A 19,360-nucleotide genomic window follows, 5' to 3' on the forward strand; every position below is an offset into this window, starting at 1 on the left:
GCAACCCCGATTCGGTCTTAATGCGATTGACCTGGGGCGCCAGAGAGGCCAACTACGGTGCCATGCGAATAGAGCGTCATCCCATCGGCCCGGCATGCATCACGACAGCCGCCCACGCCTGACGCTTTGCCATGGCCGCCTGTTCCTGGGCGGCCATTTTCACGAGGCAGCATCCATCGCGCCTTGCCAACGGCGCCGTCCCCTGGGGAACGGCGACGGGCGGGTGTCGGGCCGCCGAAACAACATAGGAGACGTAATTTGACCGATCAGCCGCTCGCTGGAAAAGCCGTTGCCATCCTCATCGCCAATGGCTTCGAAGAAGTGGAAATGACCGAAGCCCAGCGCGCCCTGCTGCGCGCCGGCGCCGCGCCCAAGATCATCTCGCCTGAACAGGGCCTGGTGAACGGCTGGCACGGCACGTCCTGGGGCCACTACTTCCCCACGGACAAGCAGATTGGCGAGGTGCTGGCCGCCGACTTCGACCTGCTGGTCCTGCCGGGCGGTGAGCGCAGCGTGGCCAAGCTGGCCGCCAACCCGCACACCCGCCGCATCATCGGCAGCTTCATGGACGCCGGCAAGGGCGTCGCCGCCATCAACCACGGCGTCCAGCTGCTGGCCGTGGCCCAGCGTCTGAAGGGCCGCACCGTGACCGGCAACGAGGCGATCCGCGAGACCGTCGAGGCCGCCGGCGCCACCTGGGTGGCCGAGGAAGGCCAGAACATGAACATCGACCGCCAGTTGCTGACCGCCCGCGGTCCGGAAGAGGTGGTGCCGGAGTTCATCGACACCATGCTGCGCGTCTTCGCCGACGCCATCGAGTATCGCCGTCAGCTGCTGGCCGAGAAGGCCGCAGCCGCCTAAACCAGGCCGGCTCCGGAACGCAGAAGGGCGCGAGGCATCGGCTTCGCGCCCTTTTTTGTTTGTCCGCCGGCCCTCTTATGCCCGCCGGTATTCCACCACCGTCCAGGTGAACAAGCCCAGCAGGACCAGGGCGCCGGCTTGGTGGGTAGCGGCCACGTGCACGGGCACGAACATCAGCAGGGTGCTGATGCCCAGGCTGATCTGCACCAGCACCATCACCGCCACGGCGATGGCCAACGCACGTACCCGGCCCTGGACATCAGCACGCAGGGCGCGGAAGGCGTAGGACCACACCACCAGGCCGGTCAGGATGGCCAGCCAGCGGTGGGTGAACTGCACCGCCGCCGTGTTCTCCAGGATATTCAGCCAGGTGGGGCTGAGGTTCCACATCTCCTCCGGCGCGAAGGTGCCGTTCATCAGCGGCCAGGTGTTGTAGGCCTGGCCGGCGTCCAGCCCGGCGGTGAAGGCACCCCACACCATGGTGGTGGCGACCAGGGCCATGGCAATGCCGGCGTGGCGGCGCAAACTGCCGCGCGCCCGGTGCACGGCACCACTGGCGGCAGGGAACAGCAGCGGCAGGGCCGTGGCCAGCATGGCGACATAGATCAGCACCGCCAGCGACAGATGGGCCGCCAGCCTGTAATGGCTGACATCCGGCCGATTCACCAGGCCGCTCTTGACCATGTACCAGCCCAAGGCGCCCTGCAGCCCGCCCAGCACGAACAGGCCGGCCAGGCGGGGCACCAGGCTGCGCGGCACGCGGCGGGTGGCGAGGAAGAACAGGAAGGGCAGCAGGAAGACGACGCCGATCAGACGCCCCACCAGGCGGTGGAACCACTCCCAAAAGAAGATGCCCTTGAACTGCGCCAGATCCATGCCGCTGTGCTTCAGCGCGAATTCCGGCGTGGCCTGGTACTTGGCGAACTCCTCGGCCCAGGCGGCGTCCGACAGGGGCGGCAGGGCACCCGTCACCGGCTTCCATTCCGTGATCGACAGGCCGCTTTCCGTCAGGCGGGTGATGGCGCCGATGACGGCCATGGCGAAGACCAGGCCGGCGCAGACCAGCAGCCAGATGCCGATGGCGCGATAGGGCGCGCGGGTGGCGGCACGGGCGCGGGCGGTGGGGAAAGGCGTGACGGTCACGGGATGGGGCCTTTGAAAAGTAAAGGGCTGGAGCGGACTATAAGCCCGCCCCAGCCCCCCTTACAAATGCCCGGCATCGGACGAATGCCCTTACAGCCCCTTGCCGAAGGCCCGCAGCAGGAAGGCCTGGGTCAGGGCCACTTCCTTCAGCTTGTCGAAGCGGCCGGCGGCACCGGCGTGGCCGGCCCCCATCTCGGTGCGCGACAGCAGGACATGGTCGTCGATCTTGAGCGTCCGCAGCTTGGCCGTCCACTTGGCCGGTTCCCAGTAGGTGACGCGCGGATCGCTGAGGCCCGCGGTGATCAGCAGGTGGGGATAGGTCTTGGCCGCCACGTTATCGTAGGGGCTGTAGGACTTTAGCCGCTGATAGACCTCGGGCTCGTTGGGATTGCCCCACTCATCATACTCGATGACCGTCAGGGGCAGGCTGTCGTCCAGCATGGTGTTGACCACGTCGACGAAGGGCACCTGGGCCACGATGGCGCGGAACAGGCCCTCGGGCGCCATGTTGGCCACCGCACCCATCAGCAGGCCACCGGCGCTGCCGCCCTCGGCCGAGATGTTGCCGGCCTTGGCATAGCCCTGGCCCGCCAGGAACTGAGCGGCGTCGATGAAGTCGGTGAAGCTGTTGATCTTCTTCTCCAGCTTGCCGTCCTCGTACCAGCCGCGCCCCAGTTCATCACCGCCGCGGATGTGGGCGATGGCGAAGGCGAAACCCCGATCCAGCAGGCCCAGCCGGTTGGCCGAAAAATAGGGGTCGATGCCGTTGCCGTAGGCGCCGTAGGCGTAGAGGTGCAGGGCGCCCGAGCCATCCTTGGGGAAGTCGCGGCGATGGACGATGGAGATGGGGATCAGCGTGCCGTCGCGCGCTGGGGCCATCAGGCGGGCGCTGACATACTGGTCGGCGTCATAGCCGCTGGGGATTTCCTGGACCTTGCGGATGGCCAGGGTGCGGTCGTTCAGGTCGTAGTCGTAGACCGTGGGCGGCGTCACCAGCGACTGGTAGCGCAGGCGCAGCAGGCCGCCGTCATAGTCAAAGTTGGCGCCGGGCCCGACCTCGAACGCCGCGTCGGGGAAGGCGATGTCGTGGGCGGCGCCACTTCCATCCGCCTGCTTCGGGTCCAGCACCCGCACCACCTGGGCGCCGTCCACCCGGGCATAGACCACCAGCCAATCGCGGAAGGCCATGTGGCCGGTGAGGTAGGTGCGGTCGGCCGGGGCGATGACCTCCACCCAGTTGGCCTCGGCCGTATCGGCCAGCGGCGCCTTCACCAGGCGGAAGTTGCGGTGGGTGTCGTTGGTGATGATCCAGGCGGTGTCGCCCTGATCCTCCACGTTGTATTCGTGACCCTGGCGGCGGGGCAGGACCAGGCGCGGCTCACCCTCCGGCTGCGCGGCATCCAGCAGCCGCACCTCGGTCGACACGTTGTTGTGGGCGACGATGCGGATGAACCGGCCGGATAGGGTCAGGTCCAGGCTGACCATCCAGGCGGGGTCGGCCTCCTCATAGACCAGCACGTCCTCGGTCAGCGCGGTACCCAGGCGGTGGCGCCACACGGTCTTGGGCCGCTGGAACTCATCCTGGCGGATGTAGAACAGGTGCCGGCCGTCGGCCGCCCAGGCGACGCCAGGGGTGGCGTCGGCCGCCCCCTCCAGCACCAGGTCACCGGTGGACAGGTCCTTCACCCGCACGCCGTAGCGTTCGGAGCCGTCGGTGTCGGCGGTGTAGGCCAGATAGCGGCCGTCGCGCGTCGTCTCGAAATCCGCCACGCGCATGAAATCGTGCTGCGCCGCCAGGATGTTGACGTCCAGTACCACCTCCTCTTCAGAGGTGCCGGCGGCCCAGCGCACGAAGACGGGGTAGTTCTGTCCGGCGGCGAAGCGCGACTGGTAGAAATAGCCGTCGCGGCGGTAGGGAACGCCGGTGTCGTCCTCCTTGATGCGGGCGCGCAACTCGGCCACCAGGGCGGGGCGCAGGTCCCCCTCCCCGCCCAGCACCTGCTCGATATAGCCGTTCTCCGCCTCAAGGTAGGACAGGATGTCCGGGTCCTTGACCTCGGGGAAGGCCGGGTCGCGCAACCAATCGTAGGGGTCGACGCGAACCTCCCCGTGGGCCGTCTTCTCCACCGGCCAGACCCGGGCCACGGGCGGCTTGGCGAAAGCGGACTGGCGGAAGGGGGCGTCAGAGGCGGACATGGATGGCGACACCAATGGTTGTGCCGCCCGCGTCAGGATTGGCAGGCGGCGGAAACGGATCGCAACGATATGGTCGGGGGTATGGACCCGGCAAGCGGGCCCGAGTGGGGGGGTGCCATGTCCCCGGCACGGCCAACGGCGGGGAACCTGCCATGCCGCCCCGGCACTGGCGGCCGGAATGGCCCCGGGGTATCCCCAAGGCAACCGCCACCCTCACCATGAAGACACGGACATGCCGTTTCCCCACGCCATCCAGGCCGCGATCTTCGACATGGACGGCCTGCTGATCGACAGCGAACGCCCCCTGCGCGGCGCCATGATGGACGCCGCCGTGACGGTGGGCCGCCCCCTGAGCGAGGTGTTCTACGGCACCCTGATCGGCCGGCCCTACCCGGCGGTGCGCCAGATGCTGGTGGACCATTTCGGCGGCGAGACCGTGTTCGAACGCTTCACCGAGCTGTACCGCAGCGCCATCCAGGCGCATTTCGACGCTGGCATCGCCCTGATGGCTGGGGTGGTGGAACTGCTGGACCATCTGGACGCCGCCGGCATTCCCATGGCGGTGGCGACCAGCACCCAGCGGGAACGCGCGCTGCACCATTTGACCCAGGCCGGCATTGCCCAGCGCTTCCGCGCCATTATCGGCGGCGACGACGTCAGCCAGGGCAAGCCGCATCCGGAGCCCTACCTGAAGGCCGCCGCCGCCCTGGGTATCGACCCCCGGCACTGCATCGCGCTGGAGGACAGCCACAACGGCATCCGCGCGGCGCACGCCGCCGGCATGATGGCGGTGATGGTGCCGGACCTGCTGGCCCCCACGGAAGAGATCGAGGCCCTGTGCCGCGTGGCCGCCGACCTGCATGAAGTTCGCCGCTGGGTGGCCTGACGCCGCGCGTTAACAAAAAGGGCCGGCAGCGAACGCTGTCGACCCTTGGGAGCGGGCGCCCAGGGCGCCCAGCTATCAGTTGTGGCTCAGACTGTCAGGTTCACGAACGCGCCACGGGTGCGGCCGGTGTCGGAGGCTGCCTTCACCTGATCCTGCGTCGGGCTGAAGTTCTGCGTGAAGCTGTTGCTGCTGCTGTTGGACGAATTGTTGTCGGTGTTGGCCTGGTCGGTGCCCTGGTCCGAGGTCCCCTGGGTCTTGACCGGGGAGATGGACTGCACCTGCGAGTTGGAAACGTCGCTGGTCGAACCGACACCGGAGGTCAGGAACGTCGCGCCGTAACCAGAGCTGTAGAAGTTGATGCCGCCGATGGACATGGGAATGGCCTCCTTTAGCCACCCCGACATATACGCTCATTTTGCAAATTGGACAAGGGCGGCGGCGGCAGAAATTGCCCACCGCCACCGCCCTTTCATTGCCGCTAGACTCTAGACGGCCGCCAAGTCTTGCAAATAGAAAGGCTTAGGACTTGCCCTTCGCGTGATAGCTGATGCGCCACACCGTGCCGCCGACGTCGTCCGCCACCAGCAGGCTGCCGTCATGCGCCATGGCCAAGCCCACCGGGCGGCCCCAGACCTGGGCCGGGTTGGTGCCAGGCAGCCAGAAGCCGGTGGCGAAGTTCACGTAGTGGCCCGCCGGGCGGCCGTGGGTGAAGGGCACGTAGACGATCTTATAGCCCGTGGGCTTCGCCTTGTTCCACGAGCCGTGCAAGGTGACGAAGGCGCCGCCCTGGTAATCGGCCGGGAACTGGTGGCCGGTGTAGAACAGCAGGCCCAGCGGGGCCGAATGGGCGTCGAACAGCAGGTCGGGCACGATGGCCTTGGCCACCAGGTCCGGCCGCTTGTCGGCGAAGTCCGGTTGCGGGTGGCTGCCGGTGTAGGAATAGGGCCAGCCGTAGAAGCCTTCCGGCTGTAGACGGGTGAAGTAATCAGGCACCAGGCCGTCGCCCAGGCCGTCGCGCTCGTTCACCACGGCGTAGAGGTCGTCGCTGCCGGGGTAGAACTGCAGGCCCACCGGGTTGCGGGTGCCGGAGGCGTAGACGCGCTTCACCGTGCCGTCCATGTTGAATTCGGTCACGGTGGCGTGGGGCTTGGGATCCTCGGCAATGTTGCTCATGGATCCGATGCCGACGAAGAAGCTCTTGCCGTCGGGGGCGAATTCCAGGGTGCGGGTGGGGTGGCCCTTGGGCTGACCGAGGGCGCCGTCCGGCGTCACCTGGATGCGGTCGCCCGCCGGCTTGGTGTCACCGTCCTTGTACGGGATCTTCCACACCGCCTTGATGTCGCCCACCCAGAGATAGCCGTCGTGGAACTCGATGCCGTAAGGGCGGTCGAAACCGCCGGCGAAGGTGATGATCTGGTCGGCGGTGCCGGTGCCCTTGCTGTCGCGCAGCAGGGTGATCTCACCCGGCGTGGCCTGGCGGGCCAGGAAGACGTCGCCGTTCGGCGCCACCGCCAGGTTGCGCGCGCGGCTGAGCCCCGTGGCGAACACGGAAACGGTGAAACCCTTGGGCACGTTCAGGCTGACGCCGTCCGGGCGTGGCACCTCTTCCGACGAATTGCCCACGCCCTCGGTCGCATAGGGGGCGGGAAGGTCGGCGGCGCGAATCTGGATGCGCTGACCCACCTTCTGCTCGGGATTGCCAGCCGGGGTGGCGGCCCCGGCGGAAGACCAGGCGGGCGCCAGCGCCCCCAGGCTGAGGCTGACGGCGGATAGGACGGCAAGGCTGCTGCGGCGCATGGGTCGCTCGGATGTGCGGGGGGATGATAACGTTGTCACTGTCGGTGACTTTAACCACGTTCGCAAGGCTACAGCTTGGCATATGCCGGAATGCCGCGCCCCGCAAGTCACCGCCGTCACAGCCCCGTCCCGAGGTGGCTCCCCCCACCCCCGGCCGGTGTGGTCCTGGACGGCGCGGGCCCGTTGGGGAATGATCGGCTCCAGGAAGCAACAAGCGGGGCCTGCACGTCATGATCAGTCTGCTGATGAACATCCTGTGGGTGGTGCTGTTCGGGTTCACCGGGGCGCTGGCCTGGTTCATGGCCGCGATCCTGATGGTGGTCAGCATCATCGGCATCCCCTGGGCCCGGGCGGCCTTCAACATGGGCCTGTTCGTGCTGTGGCCCTTCGGGCAGATGGCGGTGGACCGCCGCGTCCTGACCGGCCGGGAAGACCTGGGCACCAGCCCCCTAGGCTTCCTGGGCAATGTCGTCTGGTTCCTGTTCGCCGGCTGGTGGCTGGCCCTCTACCACGTCTTCGCCGGCGTGTTCTGGTTCGTGACCATCATCGGCATCCCTTTCGGCATCCAGCACTTCAAGTTCGCCGTGCTGGCGCTGGCCCCCATCGGCAAGGCCATCGTGCCGGTGGAGACCATGGGAATGCCGCGTTATTAGATCCTCAAACGCCGGCAGGGCCATCCGGCCCTTTGGCTCATCCTCGCTGCGCCCTCCTTCACACTCAATGGGCGGTACTCGCTCCGGCGGCCGCAGTCGCGGCCTAGGGAAGCCGGGCGCTTAGGGGGCGCGGGGGAAAGGGCGTCAGCCCCGCAGCGGCTCCAGCAAATCCGGGATGCGGTCACGGTCGACGGCGTCCAGGAACTCGTCGGCCAGGCGGTCGGTCTCGGCCACGGCCTGGCGCCAGTAGCGCTGGCGCTCGGCGGGCGGCAGGGCGGTGAAGTCGCGGCGGTCGGGAATCTTGCCGTGCGGCAGCGATGCCAGGAAGTCGTCGGACGGACACAGCAACAGGGTGCGGGCCAGCGAAGCCGCCGCCGGGCGGCGCCATGCCAGGGCCTTGTCGAACCAGCCCGGCACCACCTTGGGCCCGAAATGGGGGAACAGCACCAGGTCGCTGCCCGGCGTCTCCGCCACGAAGGGGATGTCCAGGTGATAGTCCATGATGCCGCCGTCCATATAGGCGCCGGGCCTGGCCCCGCCGATGTCGCGCACCAGTTCGAACAGGAAAGGGATGGCGCCCGAGGCCATCAGGGCATCGCCCAGGTTGGCCGGGGTCAGCGCCGCCCGCCGTGTGGGGAAGCCGGCGGCAAGGTCGAAGGGATCCGCTGCGCGCGGGTCGGCGAACAGCGTGCGCTGGAAGAATAGGGGCAGGCTGCGGCGGCTGACCAGGTTGGCCAGGCCCGCCGCCCCGATGCCGGCGCCCACCCAGGCCGGATGGCGCGCACTGAGCAGTCCCCGCCCCCGCACCGCCAGGATCGACAGGCGCATGGCAGGATGGGACAGGATCTCCCGCGCGCCCTTGCGATCGCCCTCGTTGGCGCCGGAGGGGGAGCCCAGGATGATGTCCAGGAAGGCGCGGCTTTCCCGCGTCAGGGTGGGCATGGTGGCATCGGACGGGACGTAGGCCAGGTAGGCCTCCTCGAATCGGCGCAGCACGCCGGCCGGGTCCTGCCGCGCCATGGCGGCGAAGCGCCAGCTGCCGATGGAACTGCCCACCATGGCCAGGGGTCGGGTGCGTCCGCGGAACCAGCGCGACAGGATGGCGCGGTCCAGGCGGGTCAGCGCCAGCCACTTCGGGCCGCCGGAGGCCCCCGCCACCGTGCCGAACAGCTCATCCGACACGCCGTCGCGGCGCAGGCGGGCCATGGCCTCGGGCCCGGCCAGGAAACGCAAGGCAGGCGCCACGTCCTTCCCCCTAAAACCGCTCAAGTTTCGGCTTGAAACACCGCTCAAACCCGCGCATGGCTTCGCGTCCGCGCCATCCGCTATGATGGATTCCGGAAACCCCCGCCGGCACGGGCCCGGCGGCGGATGTCATGTCCCAAGCATATGATTGTTATTCAAGGAGTTGCCATCATGTCCACCCCCCACAAGCGCGCCATGGAAGCTGTGCTGGAAGCCGCCGACCTGGATATCAAGGCGGCCCTGGAGGAGCGGGGCATCACCGACAAGCATTCGGAGGAGGCCGACGACACCATCCTGGACGTAGCCATCCTGCACGCCTGGCGCATCTTCGTGCGCATCAACGAGGCCCAGGGCCTGACCGTCGACCCCGGCCTGTTCGTCGACCTGGCCAGCGAACTGGCCGAGGACATGGCGGAAGACCGGGAGCAGTAAGACCAGGGCGGGCGTCTGAAGGAAGCTGTGGCCGGATCACATGGTCACACGCGTGAATGCCTAGGTAGGACTTCCCATGTATGATAATGTCATACGCAGGAGGTTTGCGATGCCCGCCACCAATCCCGTCCTGAGTGTCCGGGTCAGCCCGGCTGAACGCGACCTGCTGGAGGCCGCCGCCGCTCAAGCTCGCACCAGCCTTAGCGATTTCATACGCCGCAAGGCCTTGGAAGCCGCCGAGATCGACCTGTTGGACCAGCGGCTGGTGACCATACCGGCCACCGATTGGGAGCGTTTCGAACGCTGGGCGGCAGCCCCAGCCAAAGACGTGCCCGCCTTGCGTGAACTGGCCGCAACCCGCCCGGCATGGCAAGACTAAGCCCGCCCCGGTCACTGGCCGCCGACGATGATCGCGGCGCCTTTGACTGTGGCCGCGACTCCCTGAATCAGTGGTTCCGCCGCCACGCTTGGCGGAATCAGGAAAGTGGTGCCTCACGCACCAGCGTCCTCCAAGAGAGCGAAACCGGCGTGATCGTCGGCTATGTATCGTTAAGCGCCGCGCAAATCGCGCGGGACTACCTGCCTAAGTCGGCCCAGCGCAATCAGCCCGATCCTTTGCCCGCCATCCTGCTTGGGCAATTGGCGACAGATCAACGCCACCAGGGGCAGGGCTACGCCCGATCCCTGCTGTTCTTCGCCCTGTCCACAGCCGTGCGGCTATCGCGGGAGATTGGATGCTTCGCCGTCCTGACCCATCCTCTGGATGAGGGCGTACGCGCCTTCTATCGGCGGTACGGATTTGAGGATCTGCCATTCGACCCCAGGCGCAGCATGATCGTGCGCATCGTGGATCTGGAGCGGAATGGCTTTTGACAGCCCCACCCGTGGTGCCCGCTGCCGGGATCGAACCGGCACGCCCGTGAGGGCGAGGGATTTTAAGTCCCTTGCGTCTACCAATTCCGCCAAGCGGGCATCCAGGGTCGAGGCCGCTGGACACTAGCGAAGGTGGGGCCGGCAGGGCAAGGCCAGTAACGCGGGCAAAAGCCGGTAACGCGTGCAAAACGTCACCGGCCGCTGTCAGGCCGCCCCCTCCACCACCTCCGGCTCCGCCCCCATGCCGCGCACCAGGGTCGCGACCTCTTCCGTGGCGGCGGCCAGGCGCGCCGCGTCCGGGCTGCGCAGCACCAGGCTGGTGGCGAAGCGGCCTTCGCGATAGGTGGGGTAGCTGCCGATGTCCACGTCGGCATAACGGTCCTGGATGGCGCTGAGGCCACCGGCCAGCTCGCCCTCCCCCACCAGGCAGCGCACGGTGCGGGCCAGCACCACCGGGCCGCCCACCAGGCGGTTGGTCAGACTGGCCAGCATGGCCTGCATGATGGCCGGCACGCCCGCCATGACGAAGACGTTGCCGATCTGAAAGCCGGGGGCGGCGGAGACCGGGTTGTCGATCAGGATGCCGCCTTGCGGCACGTTGGCCATGCGCAGCCGCGCCTCGTTCAGCTCCCGCCCCGTGCCCTGGTAGTGCGCCTCCAGCCGGCGCACGGCCTCGGGATCGCGCAGCAGCGGCACGCCGAAGGCCTTGGCGATGCAGGCGGCGGTGATGTCGTCGTGGGTGGGGCCGATGCCGCCGGTGGTGAAGACGTAGGTGTAGCGGGCGCGGGTCTGGTTCACCGCCTCGATAATCGCGGCCTCGTCATCCGCCACCACGCGCGCCTCCCTCAGGCGCACGCCCAGACCGCCCAGCACCTTGGCCAGGTGATTCAGGTTCACGTCCTGGGTGCGGCCGGACAGGATCTCATTGCCGATGATGATGAGGCAGCCAGTGGGCGCGGCGGTAGGGGCGGTCATTCGAGGCGGGCTTTCGTCGCGGGACGGGATAGGCCGCGCGATTATAGGGGGAAATGTCCCGCCGCCAACCGTCCCTGACACGGATTCGGGGCCCTGCCCTGCCCCGGATTGCCTTGCCGTGGGACGGTGGCGCGCCTAAGTTCGGAACCGTGTGTGCCGGCACTGTTCACCAGCCCCATGGGACCGCCGGACCTGGTACTTGGCTGGGCTTGGCCGGCTGGCCGCCCGACAGATGGATTTTAGAGCATGAACAGAGGCGAAGCGGCCGCCGCCGCGGATGAAGAGTACGAACTGGAAGACCGCGGCATCTTCATCCATGGCGAGGAAGGCTTCGCCGCCATGCGCAAGGCCGGCCAGACGGCCGCGGCCCTGCTGGACTACCTGACCCCCTTCGTCGTGCCCGGCGTGGCGACGGAGGAGATCGACCGGCTGTGCGAGGAATGGACGCAGGCCCACGGCGCCAAGTCCGCCACCCTGGGCTATCGCGGCTATCCCAAGTCCTGCTGCATCTCCGTCAATCACGTGGTCTGCCACGGCATCCCCAGCGACAAGCGCCTGCAGAAGGGCGATATCGCCAACATCGACGTCACCGTCATCGTCGACGGCTGGTACGGCGACACCAGCCGCATGTTCTTCGTGGGTGACGACATCCCCCTGAAGGCGCGCAAGCTGGTGGACGTGACGTATGAGGCGATGATGCGCGGCATCCAGGCGGTGCGCCCCGGCGCCACCCTGGGCGACATCGGCCACGCCATCCAGACCTTCGCCGAGGGCAACCGCTTCTCCGTCGTGCGCGATTTCTGCGGCCATGGCGTGGGCAAGGTGTTCCACACCGCCCCGTCCGTCCTGCACTTCGGCAAGCCGGGCCAGGGTACGGAGCTGAAGGAAGGCATGATCTTCACCATCGAGCCCATGATCAACATCGGCCGCTATGACGTGAAGATCCTGTCCGACGGCTGGACCGCCGTAACCAAGGACAAGAGCCTGTCGGCGCAGTTCGAGCACACGGTGGGCGTGACCAAGGACGGCTGTGAGATCTTCACCCTGTCCCCGGCGGGTTTCCACCAGCCGCCCTACGCGGCCAAGGCCTGATCACCGGCCCCGTGCCGGAAAGGAAAAACCCCGCCCAGGTCGCCCCGGGCGGGGTTTTCCATTGGATCTCGGGATCAAGCGCGGGCGACCTGCGGTCCCTGCACCACCTGCAGATGGTGTTCCAGCACATCGCCCACCGCCGCCTGGGTCTGGGTCAGCACCTGGCGTAAAGAGGCCAGGGCGCCAGCCTCCGCCACCCCTTGCCCCGCGCGGCGCGCCAGGAAGCGGCTGATGTGGGCCAGCCGGGGCGTCCCCATCTCCGCCGCCGTGCCGGTCAGCAGATAGGCGTAGTGGCGCACGCCATCCACAGCGCCGCGCTGCAGCGCCAGGTCCAGGGCGCCACCGGCGTCCACCAGGCATTCCGCGTAGAGCGTCAGAATCTCGGACAGCGCGCCGTCCCCCAGCGACAGGGCGTAGCGGCGCAGCCGTTCCTCCTCCACCAGGGGAATGCCGGTCAAGGGCTCAAGGCCGCGCTCGTCCCCCGGCCCATAGGACCTCTCGGCCAGTGACTTGTCGGCACGCGCCGTCTTGACGGTGGACAGGGGAATGAGATGGGGCATCGCGGCTGGACTCCTCTGGTCAGGCGAAGTAACCCCAAAGCAATAGATATGCCAGGCAACGGCTGGCCGGACGGACCAGAGATTCCCGCGAGTCGCGGCCGGGACCGGGCCGCCCCCCACCCGGCAGGCCCCATCAATCCGCGTTGCGAAGGGCAGGTTTTGCCGGGACGATTTTCCCCACCCTCGTCTTCTCACCCCATCCTGGCCCCCCATCCTGGGCGTCGCCTCTGGCAGGTGCATCGTGCCCCGCCTATACTGCCTGCGCGGGTAACGGGGGACGGGCATGGGCCGCGAGCACGACAAGAACGCCGTACTGGAACTGGACCTGCCCTCGCCGGCCGCCGAAAAGGAACCGCCGCCCCACTATCACGGCCACCGCGACCGCCTGCGCGAGCGTTTCCTGAGCCAGGGGCCGGAAGCCCTGCAGGATTATGAGCTGGTGGAACTGCTGCTGTTCCAGGCCATCCCCCGGCGCGACGTGAAGCCCCTGGCCAAGCAGCTGCTGAACCGCTTCGGCTCCTTCTGGGGGCTGGTGTCGGCCCCAGTGGCTACCTTGCGTGACGAGTTCAAGCTGAGCGACGCCGCCATCGGCGCCATCAAGGTGGTGGCCGCCGCCGCCCTGCGCATGGCACGGCGGGAGCTGCTGGACCGCCCTGTGCTGTCGTCCTGGCAGAAGCTGCTGGATTACTGCCAGGGCGCCCTGGCGCATGAGCCGGTGGAACAGTTCCGCGTGCTGTTCCTGGACGGCCGGCACGCGCTGCTGCGTGACGAGGTGCAACAGCACGGCACGGTCAACCAGACGGCGGCCTACCCGCGCGAGGTGCTGAAGCGCGCGCTGGAACTGGGCGCCAGCGGCATCATCCTGGTGCACAACCACCCCAGCGGCGATCCCAGCCCCAGCCGGGCGGACATCCAGATGACCAAGGCCATCGCCGACGCCGCCAAGGCCCTAGAGATATCGGTGCATGACCACCTGGTCATCGGCCGGGGCCGGCACTTCAGCTTCCGCGCCCAGGGGCTGGTTTAGAACGTCACCACCTCCAGCACCGTCTGCGCGAGGGCCCGGGGCACCAGCTGTGGCAGGGTGTTAGCCGAAGGTGAAGGCGTAGGCGCGGGCGCCGGGGTCCAGGAATTCGATCTCGAATGTATGGTCGGCCACCGGGCCGGCCTGGCGGATCAACTGGTACAGCTTGGCGGCGCGCACCGTGCCCACGCCGTCGGCGTCCACGTCGGTGCCGTGGTCGGCGCCCGGGGCGGCGCCGTCGATGCGCACCCGGAAGCGGATGGGCTGGCCATCGGCGCCTGGCGCCAGCACCAGGTGCAGGTCGCGGGCGTGGAAGCGGTAGGCGATGCGGGCCCCCGCCTGGCCGGCCGTGGCGAATTCCCGGCCCACCGTCCAGTCGCCGCCCAGGGTCCAACGGTTCAGGCGCAGGCTGCCGGCCGGGCGGTAATGGGCCGGGGCGTCGGCCACGATGTCGTCACCACCCGAATAGCGCTGGCCCTCACCATAGCCGACATAGGTTTCGGGGGAACCCAGGTCGTTCAGGTCGGCGGCGGCCTGGGCGCCCTCGACCTTCACCTGGGCAGCGGGGGCCTGGGCGGTAGGCGTGGCCTGGGCGTCCGCCAGCGCCTTGCGGATGACGCGTTCCGTCTTGTCATAATCGCCCTCGCCAAAAGCCTGGTAGATGACGCGGCCATCGGCGCCTATCAGATACAGGGCGGGCCAGGCCTGGTTGTCGAAGGCGCGCCAGATGCGATAGTCGTTGTCCACCGCCACCGGGTAGGTCACGTCCAGCGTGGCGGCGGCCTTGGTGATGTTGTCGACATCCCGTTCGAACGCGAATTCCGGGGTGTGGACGCCCACCACCACCAGGCCCTGGTCCTTGTACTGCGCCGCCCATTGGCGGACATGGGGCAAGGTGCGCAGGCAGTTGATGCAGGAATAGGTCCAGAAGTTCACCAGCACGACATGGCCGCGCAGGTCCCCCGAGGTCAGGCCGGAAGTGTTGACCCAGGCCTTGGCCTTCAGCACATCGGCCAGGGGGCCGGTGAGCGGGGGCTGGGTGGCGGGCAGGGTCGCGGCATGGGCCACGCCAGAGTCATGGGCGCTCAGCACCTTCACCAGGGCACGTTCCACCCGGTCGGTGGGCAGGGCCGGCACCCCCAGGAACAGGCGGGTGTCCAGGCCGGCGGCGCTGATGACCGCCGTGGCGACCACGGCACCGCCCGCCACCCGGCGCACGCCCTCGGCCCAGCGCAGGGCTCCCTGCGGCAGGGCACGCACCAGCCGGCCACCGCCGATCATGACGGCGGCCAGCGGCGTGGCGGCGCCCAGGGCGTAGAAGAACAGCGCCACCGTGGTATCGGGGCCCGGCCCATGCAGGGCGGCGGCGCTGAGGATCAGGCCCAGGATGGGCCCGGCGCAAGGCGCCCACATCAGCCCGGTGGCCAGGCCCAGGGCCAGCGACGAAGCGACGGTGCTGTCGACCCCCGAAGCCGCGCCAGGGCTGAACCGTTCAGCCAGCCGCGCCCCCGCCGCCGCCAGCGGCGCCGTCAGCCGGGCGGCCAGCGCCGGCCACATCATGACCAGGCCAAACAGGACCACGAAGGCCAGGCCCATCGCCCGGCCGTACTGGTTGGCCGCCACCGCCCAGCCGCCCGCCGCCGCCAGGCTGGCCGTCACGGCGAAGGCCGCTGCCAGCCCCATCAGCAGGGGTAACCCCCGGCGGCGGAAGCCGGCCCCGTCCGTCAGGGCCGGGGCCAGGACGAGGGGCAGCAGCGGCAGGATGCAGGGCGCGGCGATGGTCAACACGCCCGCCAGATACGCCAGGAGGATCGAGGCCATGAGGATGGTTCCTATTTTAATCGTGTCCGTTTAGATCGTATACGTGATTAATGGGTCTGTTCTGGTGCAGAGTCAATTCCCGATTTAATCGCATGCGTGTTATATAGGGTGCGACAGGCCGGAAGGCCCCCGCGACACCCTTATCGGAAGGAACGCCGATGACACCCCCCGATGGCCCGGCGCCAGACAGCGCCGCGCCCCCTGCCCCCCAGCCGAAGCTGGCGGATTTCCTATGCTTCGCCGTCTATTCCGCGAACCTAGCGTACGGCCGCGCCTACAAGGCGATCTTGGATGAACTGGGCGTGACTTATACCCAGTGGATCGCGATCGTCGCCCTGTGGGAGCAGGACGACCAGACGGTCAGCGGCCTGGGTGAGAAGCTGTTCCTGGAATCGAACACCCTGACCCCCATCCTGAAGAAGCTGGAGTCGCTGGGCTATCTGCAGCGCCGCCGCGACCCGGCGGATGAACGCCAGGTGCGGGTCAGCCTGACCCCGGCCGGCCGCCAGCTGCGGGAAAGGGGTGGACAGCGCAATCTGGTGAAGGCCAGCGGCCTGACGCCGGAGGAGTTCAAGGTGATCCAGAAGACGGTCAGCCGCCTGCGCGACAACCTGCTGGTCCACGCCGGCGCCAGCCAGGCGGACCGGGACGAGGCGGAGAGGGCGGGACCGAAAGCCGACTGACGCGCGGGACGAAGCGCGCGCCTCATTCCCCAGCCGGCGCGCCAGCGGGTGTCCCAGTGGGCGCCAGGGCCCGGCGGCTGGGCAGCAGCGGAACGGCGATGGCATAGGCCGCCACGCCCAGCAGCCAGACGGCACCCGGCATGCTGGTCCGAGTGGCGCCATAGACGGCGGTGAAGAGCAGCGGGCCGCCAATGCCCACCAGGCTGCCCAGCGCCGCCAGCGTGCCCTGCAGTTCCCCCTGCCGGTCCTGGCCGACGCGGAAGGACATCAGGGCCTGCAGGGCCGGCCCGACGATGCCGCCCAGGGACAGCAGCGGCATGATGAGGAAGACGGCCAGGCCATGGGTGGCGAAGGCCATGACGGCGTAGGCCACACCGTCCGCCACCGCCGCCAGGATGAAGGCGCCCCGTTCACCCAGTCGGCGGGTGACCGGTTCGGTCACGAAGGTCTGGGCGATGGCGTGCAGGAAACCAAAGGCCGCCAGCGACCAGCCCACCACCGACGCGTCCCAGGCGAATCGGTCCTGGCCGTTCAGCACCCAGAGCGAGGCCGCCAGTTGGCCCGCCCCTTCCGCCAGGACATAAACCACCAGCAGCCGCGCCAGCACCGGCACGCCGACGGCCCAGCGCAGGGAGCCGAAGGCGTTCAGGGCGCCAAGCTTGATGGGCGCGCGCTCCGTCGCCGCCGGCCGCGACTCCGGCAGCACCAGCAGCGCCAGCAGGAAGTTCAGGCCGTTCAAGCCGGCCGCCAGCAAGAAGGGCGCCCGCAGCGAAACCATGCCCAGCAGGCCACCCAGGGCCGGGCCGGCGATGAAGCCGACGCCGAAGGCGGCACTCATGCGCCCGAATTGCTTGGCCCGCCCCGCCTCCTCCGTCGTGTCGGTGATATAGGCGGTGATAACCGCCATGTTGGCGGAGGTGATGCCGGCCAGGATGCGGCCGCCTGCCACCACCCAGATGTTGGGCGACCACGCCAGGGCCAGATAATCCAGTGCCCCGCCGATCAGCGACAGCAGCAGGATGGGCCGCCGCCCGTAGCGGTCGCTAAGCGCACCCAGCACCGGGGCGCAAAAGAACTGCATGAGGGCGAAGATCGCCAGCAGCAGGCCATAGAGCGGCGCCACGTCGTCCGTGCCGGTCACTTCGCGCAACAGTCCCGGCAGGATGGGCATGATGATGCCGATGCCCACCGCATCCAGCGCCATGGCCAGGAAAACCACATACAACGCCTTGTTCATGACGCCACGCCTTCAAATCCCTATCACTGATAGAGTTGCATTTTCCCTATCGATGATAGAGAGTCAAGCGCGAATGGAGGACGGCATGCGGCCAGAGGGCAAACTGACCCGCGACACGGTGGTGCGCGCGGCCTTGGATCTGCTGAACGAGGTGGGGATGGACGGGCTCAGTACCCGCCTGCTGGCGGCGCGCCTGGGCGTGCAGTCGCCCACGCTGTACTGGCATTTCCGCAACAAGCGTGCCCTGTTGGACGCCATGGCCGTGGCCATGCTGGCGCAGCACAAGCATGTGTGGCCACCGGAGGGGGAGACGGACTGGCGGGCGTGGCTGACGCTGAACGTCCGCAGCTTCCGCCACGCCCTGCTGGCCTATCGCGACGGCGCCCGGGTGCACGCCGGCACCGGCCCGCTGGCGGAACAGATGCCGCTGGCGGAGGCGCAGGTGGGCCTGCTGTGCCGGCACGGATTCGCCCCGGCGGACGCGTTGTGCATCATGATCGCGCTGTCGCGCTTCGTCGTGGGATGGGTGCTGGAGGAACAGGCGCGGGCCACGGACGCGGCCGACCGCGCCGGCCAGACCCTGCCGGAGGTGGGGCCCGAGGCGCCGCTGATGGCGGCGGCGATGGCCGGCATCCTGGGGGACAGCCCGGACGCCGCGTTCGACCGGGCGCTGGGCTATTTCATCGCCGGTCTGAAACCGGCGGAATAAGGGGCACCGGGGCGGCCGGGCGCCGCCCCGGACCGGAACTCAGACCAGCTCGATGGCGTAGTTCTCGATGACCGTGTTGGCCAGCAGGCGCTGGCACATCGACTCCACCGCCGCCTTGGCCTTGGCGGGGTCGGTCTCTTCCAGGTCCAGCTCGATCAGCTTGCCCTGACGGACTTCGCCCACGCCGTCGAAGCCCAGGGTCTGCAGGGCGTGGCCGATGGCCTTGCCCTGGGGATCGAGGACGCCGTGCTTCAGCGTGACGGTAACCTTGGCCTTCATGATCGATGCTTCCTGGTTGGTTCTACGCAAAACGAGGGATATGAAAAGGCCCGGGGGCGAAATCGCCCCCGGGACCGGAACTCACTGCATCAGCTTGGGCGCCTTGACGTCGCCGGGGCCGCCCTCGGGCAGGATGCCCAGGCGGCGGGCCACTTCCTGGTAGGCTTCCTCGACCTTGCCCAGGTCCTGGCGGAAGCGGTCCTTGTCCAGCTTCTCGTTGGTCTTGATGTCCCACAGGCGGCAATTGTCCGGGCTGATCTCATCGGCCAGGACGATGCGCATCTCGTCATTGTCCCACAGCCGGCCAAACTCCACCTTGAAGTCCACCAGCTTCAGGCCCGTGCCCAGGAACAGGCCGGACAGGTAGTCGTTGATGCGCAGGCTGAGCGACAGCATGTCGTCCAGGTCCTGAGGCCCCGCCCAGCCGAAGGCGGTGATGTGCTCCTCCGACACCATGGGGCAGCCCAGCTCATCGGACTTGTAATAGAACTCGATGATGGAGCGGGGCAGCTGCGTGCCTTCGGGAATGCCGAAGCGCTTGCTGAGCGAGCCCGCAGCGACATTGCGCACCACCACCTCGACCGGGATGATCTCCACCTCGCGCACCAGTTGCTCGCGCATGTTCAGGCGGCGGACGAAATGGGTGGGCACCCCCATCTCGCCCAGGCGGGTCATCAGGTATTCGGAGATGCGGTTGTTCAGCACGCCCTTGCCGGTGATGACGCCCTTCTTGTGCTCATGGGACGTATCATCCTTGAAGTACTGAACCAGCGTGCCGGGCTCAGGCCCTTCAAACAGGTCTTTGGCCTTGCCTTCGTAGATCCGCCGGCGTCGAGACATGGGATCACTTCTTTCGAACGAACGGATGCGGGCGGCATCGGTCGGACGTGCGCA

21 protein-coding genes and 1 tRNA gene are annotated in these 19,360 nt (G+C 68.2%); 10 read left to right on the forward strand and 12 right to left on the reverse strand.

All coding sequences use genetic code 11. The features are described from left to right. Positions 1-258 precede the first annotated feature (258 nt). A complete protein-coding gene (locus FBZ88_RS22355) occupies positions 259-861 on the forward strand; it encodes a DJ-1/PfpI family protein (RefSeq protein WP_145619327.1) in 603 nt (200 codons plus the stop codon). A 75-nt stretch (positions 862-936) separates the two neighbouring features. Here FBZ88_RS22355 and FBZ88_RS22360 read toward each other — a convergent pair whose 3' ends face one another. Together FBZ88_RS22360 and FBZ88_RS22365 are read right to left on the reverse strand one after the other, a co-directional pair. Beyond that, positions 937-2,004, reverse strand: coding sequence for a COX15/CtaA family protein (locus FBZ88_RS22360; RefSeq protein ID WP_246138808.1), 1,068 nt, complete (start codon positions 2,002-2,004; stop codon positions 937-939). Positions 2,005-2,094: 90 nt separating this feature from the next. After that, on the reverse strand, positions 2,095-4,200 hold the full coding sequence (locus FBZ88_RS22365) for a S9 family peptidase (RefSeq protein WP_145619328.1): 2,106 nt from the start codon (positions 4,198-4,200) through the stop codon (positions 2,095-2,097). A 232-nt stretch (positions 4,201-4,432) separates the two neighbouring features. On the opposite strand from FBZ88_RS22365, the gene FBZ88_RS22370 reads away from it, so the two are divergent. Then, entirely contained in the window at positions 4,433-5,086 is a 654-nt protein-coding gene (locus FBZ88_RS22370; RefSeq protein WP_145619329.1) for an HAD family hydrolase, read from the forward strand. 86 nt (positions 5,087-5,172) lie between these two features. On the opposite strand, the gene FBZ88_RS22375 is transcribed toward FBZ88_RS22370, so the two are convergent. Further along, positions 5,173-5,460, reverse strand: a complete 288-nt coding sequence (locus FBZ88_RS22375; RefSeq protein WP_145619330.1) for a hypothetical protein — start codon at positions 5,458-5,460, stop codon at positions 5,173-5,175. Between the two features lie 145 nt (positions 5,461-5,605). After that, positions 5,606-6,883, reverse strand: a complete 1,278-nt coding sequence (locus FBZ88_RS22380) for a PQQ-dependent sugar dehydrogenase (protein ID WP_145619331.1) — start codon at positions 6,881-6,883, stop codon at positions 5,606-5,608. Positions 6,884-7,113: 230 nt separating this feature from the next. On the opposite strand from FBZ88_RS22380, the gene FBZ88_RS22385 reads away from it, so the two are divergent. Continuing rightward, positions 7,114-7,536 carry a YccF domain-containing protein gene (locus tag FBZ88_RS22385; protein WP_145619332.1) on the forward strand — a complete coding sequence of 141 codons (423 nt, stop codon included), beginning with the start codon at positions 7,114-7,116 and terminating at the stop codon, positions 7,534-7,536. Positions 7,537-7,680: 144 nt separating this feature from the next. Here the strand turns inward: FBZ88_RS22385 and FBZ88_RS22390 are convergent, their stop codons facing one another. Then, positions 7,681-8,781, reverse strand: a complete 1,101-nt coding sequence (locus FBZ88_RS22390) for a patatin-like phospholipase family protein (RefSeq protein WP_145619333.1) — start codon at positions 8,779-8,781, stop codon at positions 7,681-7,683. Between the two features lie 171 nt (positions 8,782-8,952). On the opposite strand from FBZ88_RS22390, the gene FBZ88_RS22395 reads away from it, so the two are divergent. The 3 genes from FBZ88_RS22395 to FBZ88_RS22405 all read left to right on the forward strand — a co-directional run bounded on the left by FBZ88_RS22395 (position 8,953) and on the right by FBZ88_RS22405 (position 10,086). Further along, entirely contained in the window at positions 8,953-9,213 is a 261-nt protein-coding gene (locus tag FBZ88_RS22395) for a hypothetical protein (RefSeq protein ID WP_040849837.1), read from the forward strand. A 109-nt stretch (positions 9,214-9,322) separates the two neighbouring features. Next, the gene (locus tag FBZ88_RS22400) at positions 9,323-9,592 is read left to right on the forward strand and encodes a type II toxin-antitoxin system TacA family antitoxin (RefSeq protein WP_145619334.1); all 270 of its coding nucleotides are present in this window, start codon (positions 9,323-9,325) and stop codon (positions 9,590-9,592) included. Then, the gene (locus FBZ88_RS22405) at positions 9,580-10,086 is read left to right on the forward strand and encodes a GNAT family N-acetyltransferase (RefSeq protein WP_145619335.1); all 507 of its coding nucleotides are present in this window, start codon (positions 9,580-9,582) and stop codon (positions 10,084-10,086) included. Before FBZ88_RS22400 ends, FBZ88_RS22405 begins: the two co-directional genes overlap by 13 nt. A 12-nt stretch (positions 10,087-10,098) precedes the next feature. On the opposite strand, the gene FBZ88_RS22410 is transcribed toward FBZ88_RS22405, so the two are convergent. Further along, positions 10,099-10,185: transfer RNA gene (locus FBZ88_RS22410), tRNA-Leu, on the reverse strand. Between the two features lie 105 nt (positions 10,186-10,290). Further along, positions 10,291-11,061, reverse strand: coding sequence for a competence/damage-inducible protein A (locus FBZ88_RS22415; RefSeq protein WP_145619336.1), 771 nt, complete (start codon positions 11,059-11,061; stop codon positions 10,291-10,293). A 246-nt stretch (positions 11,062-11,307) separates the two neighbouring features. On the opposite strand from FBZ88_RS22415, the gene map reads away from it, so the two are divergent. Beyond that, entirely contained in the window at positions 11,308-12,153 is an 846-nt protein-coding gene (gene map, locus FBZ88_RS22420; protein ID WP_145619337.1) for a type I methionyl aminopeptidase, read from the forward strand. Between the two features lie 74 nt (positions 12,154-12,227). On the opposite strand, the gene FBZ88_RS22425 is transcribed toward map, so the two are convergent. Beyond that, the gene (locus FBZ88_RS22425; RefSeq protein ID WP_145619338.1) at positions 12,228-12,713 is read right to left on the reverse strand and encodes a hypothetical protein; all 486 of its coding nucleotides are present in this window, start codon (positions 12,711-12,713) and stop codon (positions 12,228-12,230) included. Positions 12,714-12,996: 283 nt separating this feature from the next. On the opposite strand from FBZ88_RS22425, the gene radC reads away from it, so the two are divergent. After that, complete coding sequence (gene radC, locus FBZ88_RS22430) at positions 12,997-13,740, forward strand: RadC family protein (RefSeq protein WP_145619339.1); 744 nt, start codon at positions 12,997-12,999, stop codon at positions 13,738-13,740. A gap of 60 nt (positions 13,741-13,800) precedes the next feature. Here the strand turns inward: radC and FBZ88_RS22435 are convergent, their stop codons facing one another. After that, positions 13,801-15,558 carry a cytochrome c biogenesis protein DipZ gene (locus FBZ88_RS22435; protein ID WP_145619340.1) on the reverse strand — a complete coding sequence of 586 codons (1,758 nt, stop codon included), beginning with the start codon at positions 15,556-15,558 and terminating at the stop codon, positions 13,801-13,803. Positions 15,559-15,716: 158 nt separating this feature from the next. Between FBZ88_RS22435 and FBZ88_RS22440 the strand changes: the two genes are divergently transcribed. Continuing rightward, positions 15,717-16,241: a MarR family winged helix-turn-helix transcriptional regulator gene (locus FBZ88_RS22440; RefSeq protein ID WP_145619341.1), complete on the forward strand. Its 525-nt coding sequence runs from the start codon at positions 15,717-15,719 to the stop codon at positions 16,239-16,241. A 22-nt stretch (positions 16,242-16,263) separates the two neighbouring features. On the opposite strand, the gene FBZ88_RS22445 is transcribed toward FBZ88_RS22440, so the two are convergent. Continuing rightward, positions 16,264-17,478 carry a TCR/Tet family MFS transporter gene (locus tag FBZ88_RS22445; protein WP_145619342.1) on the reverse strand — a complete coding sequence of 405 codons (1,215 nt, stop codon included), beginning with the start codon at positions 17,476-17,478 and terminating at the stop codon, positions 16,264-16,266. Between the two features lie 85 nt (positions 17,479-17,563). Here FBZ88_RS22445 and FBZ88_RS22450 point away from each other — a divergent pair, with 85 nt between their 5' ends. Continuing rightward, the gene (locus tag FBZ88_RS22450; protein WP_145619343.1) at positions 17,564-18,187 is read left to right on the forward strand and encodes a TetR/AcrR family transcriptional regulator C-terminal domain-containing protein; all 624 of its coding nucleotides are present in this window, start codon (positions 17,564-17,566) and stop codon (positions 18,185-18,187) included. A gap of 39 nt (positions 18,188-18,226) precedes the next feature. On the opposite strand, the gene purS is transcribed toward FBZ88_RS22450, so the two are convergent. Next, positions 18,227-18,466 carry a phosphoribosylformylglycinamidine synthase subunit PurS gene (gene purS, locus FBZ88_RS22455; protein ID WP_145611018.1) on the reverse strand — a complete coding sequence of 80 codons (240 nt, stop codon included), beginning with the start codon at positions 18,464-18,466 and terminating at the stop codon, positions 18,227-18,229. Between the two features lie 81 nt (positions 18,467-18,547). Further along, the gene (gene purC / locus FBZ88_RS22460) at positions 18,548-19,306 is read right to left on the reverse strand and encodes a phosphoribosylaminoimidazolesuccinocarboxamide synthase (RefSeq protein ID WP_145611017.1); all 759 of its coding nucleotides are present in this window, start codon (positions 19,304-19,306) and stop codon (positions 18,548-18,550) included. Positions 19,307-19,360: the final 54 nt, after the last annotated feature.

Source organism: Nitrospirillum bahiense, assembly GCF_007828025.1.
GTDB lineage: Bacteria > Pseudomonadota > Alphaproteobacteria > Azospirillales > Azospirillaceae > Nitrospirillum > Nitrospirillum amazonense.

Bases quoted from the DNA above. Each gene is read 5' to 3' on its own strand.
- purS (WP_145611018.1), bottom strand. From the start codon at position 18,466: ATGAAGGCCAAGGTTACCGTCACGCTGAAGCACGGCGTCCTCGATCCC.
- radC (WP_145619339.1), top strand. From the start codon at position 12,997: ATGGGCCGCGAGCACGACAAGAACGCCGTACTGGAACTGGACCTGCCC.
- FBZ88_RS22365 (WP_145619328.1), bottom strand. From the start codon at position 4,200: ATGTCCGCCTCTGACGCCCCCTTCCGCCAGTCCGCTTTCGCCAAGCCG.
- FBZ88_RS22440 (WP_145619341.1), top strand. From the start codon at position 15,717: ATGACACCCCCCGATGGCCCGGCGCCAGACAGCGCCGCGCCCCCTGCC.
- FBZ88_RS22395 (WP_040849837.1), top strand. From the start codon at position 8,953: ATGTCCACCCCCCACAAGCGCGCCATGGAAGCTGTGCTGGAAGCCGCC.
- FBZ88_RS22435 (WP_145619340.1), bottom strand. From the start codon at position 15,558: ATGGCCTCGATCCTCCTGGCGTATCTGGCGGGCGTGTTGACCATCGCC.
- FBZ88_RS22400 (WP_145619334.1), top strand. From the start codon at position 9,323: ATGCCCGCCACCAATCCCGTCCTGAGTGTCCGGGTCAGCCCGGCTGAA.
- map (WP_145619337.1), top strand. From the start codon at position 11,308: ATGAACAGAGGCGAAGCGGCCGCCGCCGCGGATGAAGAGTACGAACTG.
- FBZ88_RS22450 (WP_145619343.1), top strand. From the start codon at position 17,564: ATGCGGCCAGAGGGCAAACTGACCCGCGACACGGTGGTGCGCGCGGCC.
- purC (WP_145611017.1), bottom strand. From the start codon at position 19,306: ATGTCTCGACGCCGGCGGATCTACGAAGGCAAGGCCAAAGACCTGTTT.
- FBZ88_RS22375 (WP_145619330.1), bottom strand. From the start codon at position 5,460: ATGTCCATCGGCGGCATCAACTTCTACAGCTCTGGTTACGGCGCGACG.
- FBZ88_RS22380 (WP_145619331.1), bottom strand. From the start codon at position 6,883: ATGCGCCGCAGCAGCCTTGCCGTCCTATCCGCCGTCAGCCTCAGCCTG.
- FBZ88_RS22415 (WP_145619336.1), bottom strand. From the start codon at position 11,061: ATGACCGCCCCTACCGCCGCGCCCACTGGCTGCCTCATCATCATCGGC.
- FBZ88_RS22370 (WP_145619329.1), top strand. From the start codon at position 4,433: ATGCCGTTTCCCCACGCCATCCAGGCCGCGATCTTCGACATGGACGGC.
- FBZ88_RS22385 (WP_145619332.1), top strand. From the start codon at position 7,114: ATGATCAGTCTGCTGATGAACATCCTGTGGGTGGTGCTGTTCGGGTTC.
- FBZ88_RS22445 (WP_145619342.1), bottom strand. From the start codon at position 17,478: ATGAACAAGGCGTTGTATGTGGTTTTCCTGGCCATGGCGCTGGATGCG.
- FBZ88_RS22405 (WP_145619335.1), top strand. From the start codon at position 9,580: ATGGCAAGACTAAGCCCGCCCCGGTCACTGGCCGCCGACGATGATCGC.
- FBZ88_RS22425 (WP_145619338.1), bottom strand. From the start codon at position 12,713: ATGCCCCATCTCATTCCCCTGTCCACCGTCAAGACGGCGCGTGCCGAC.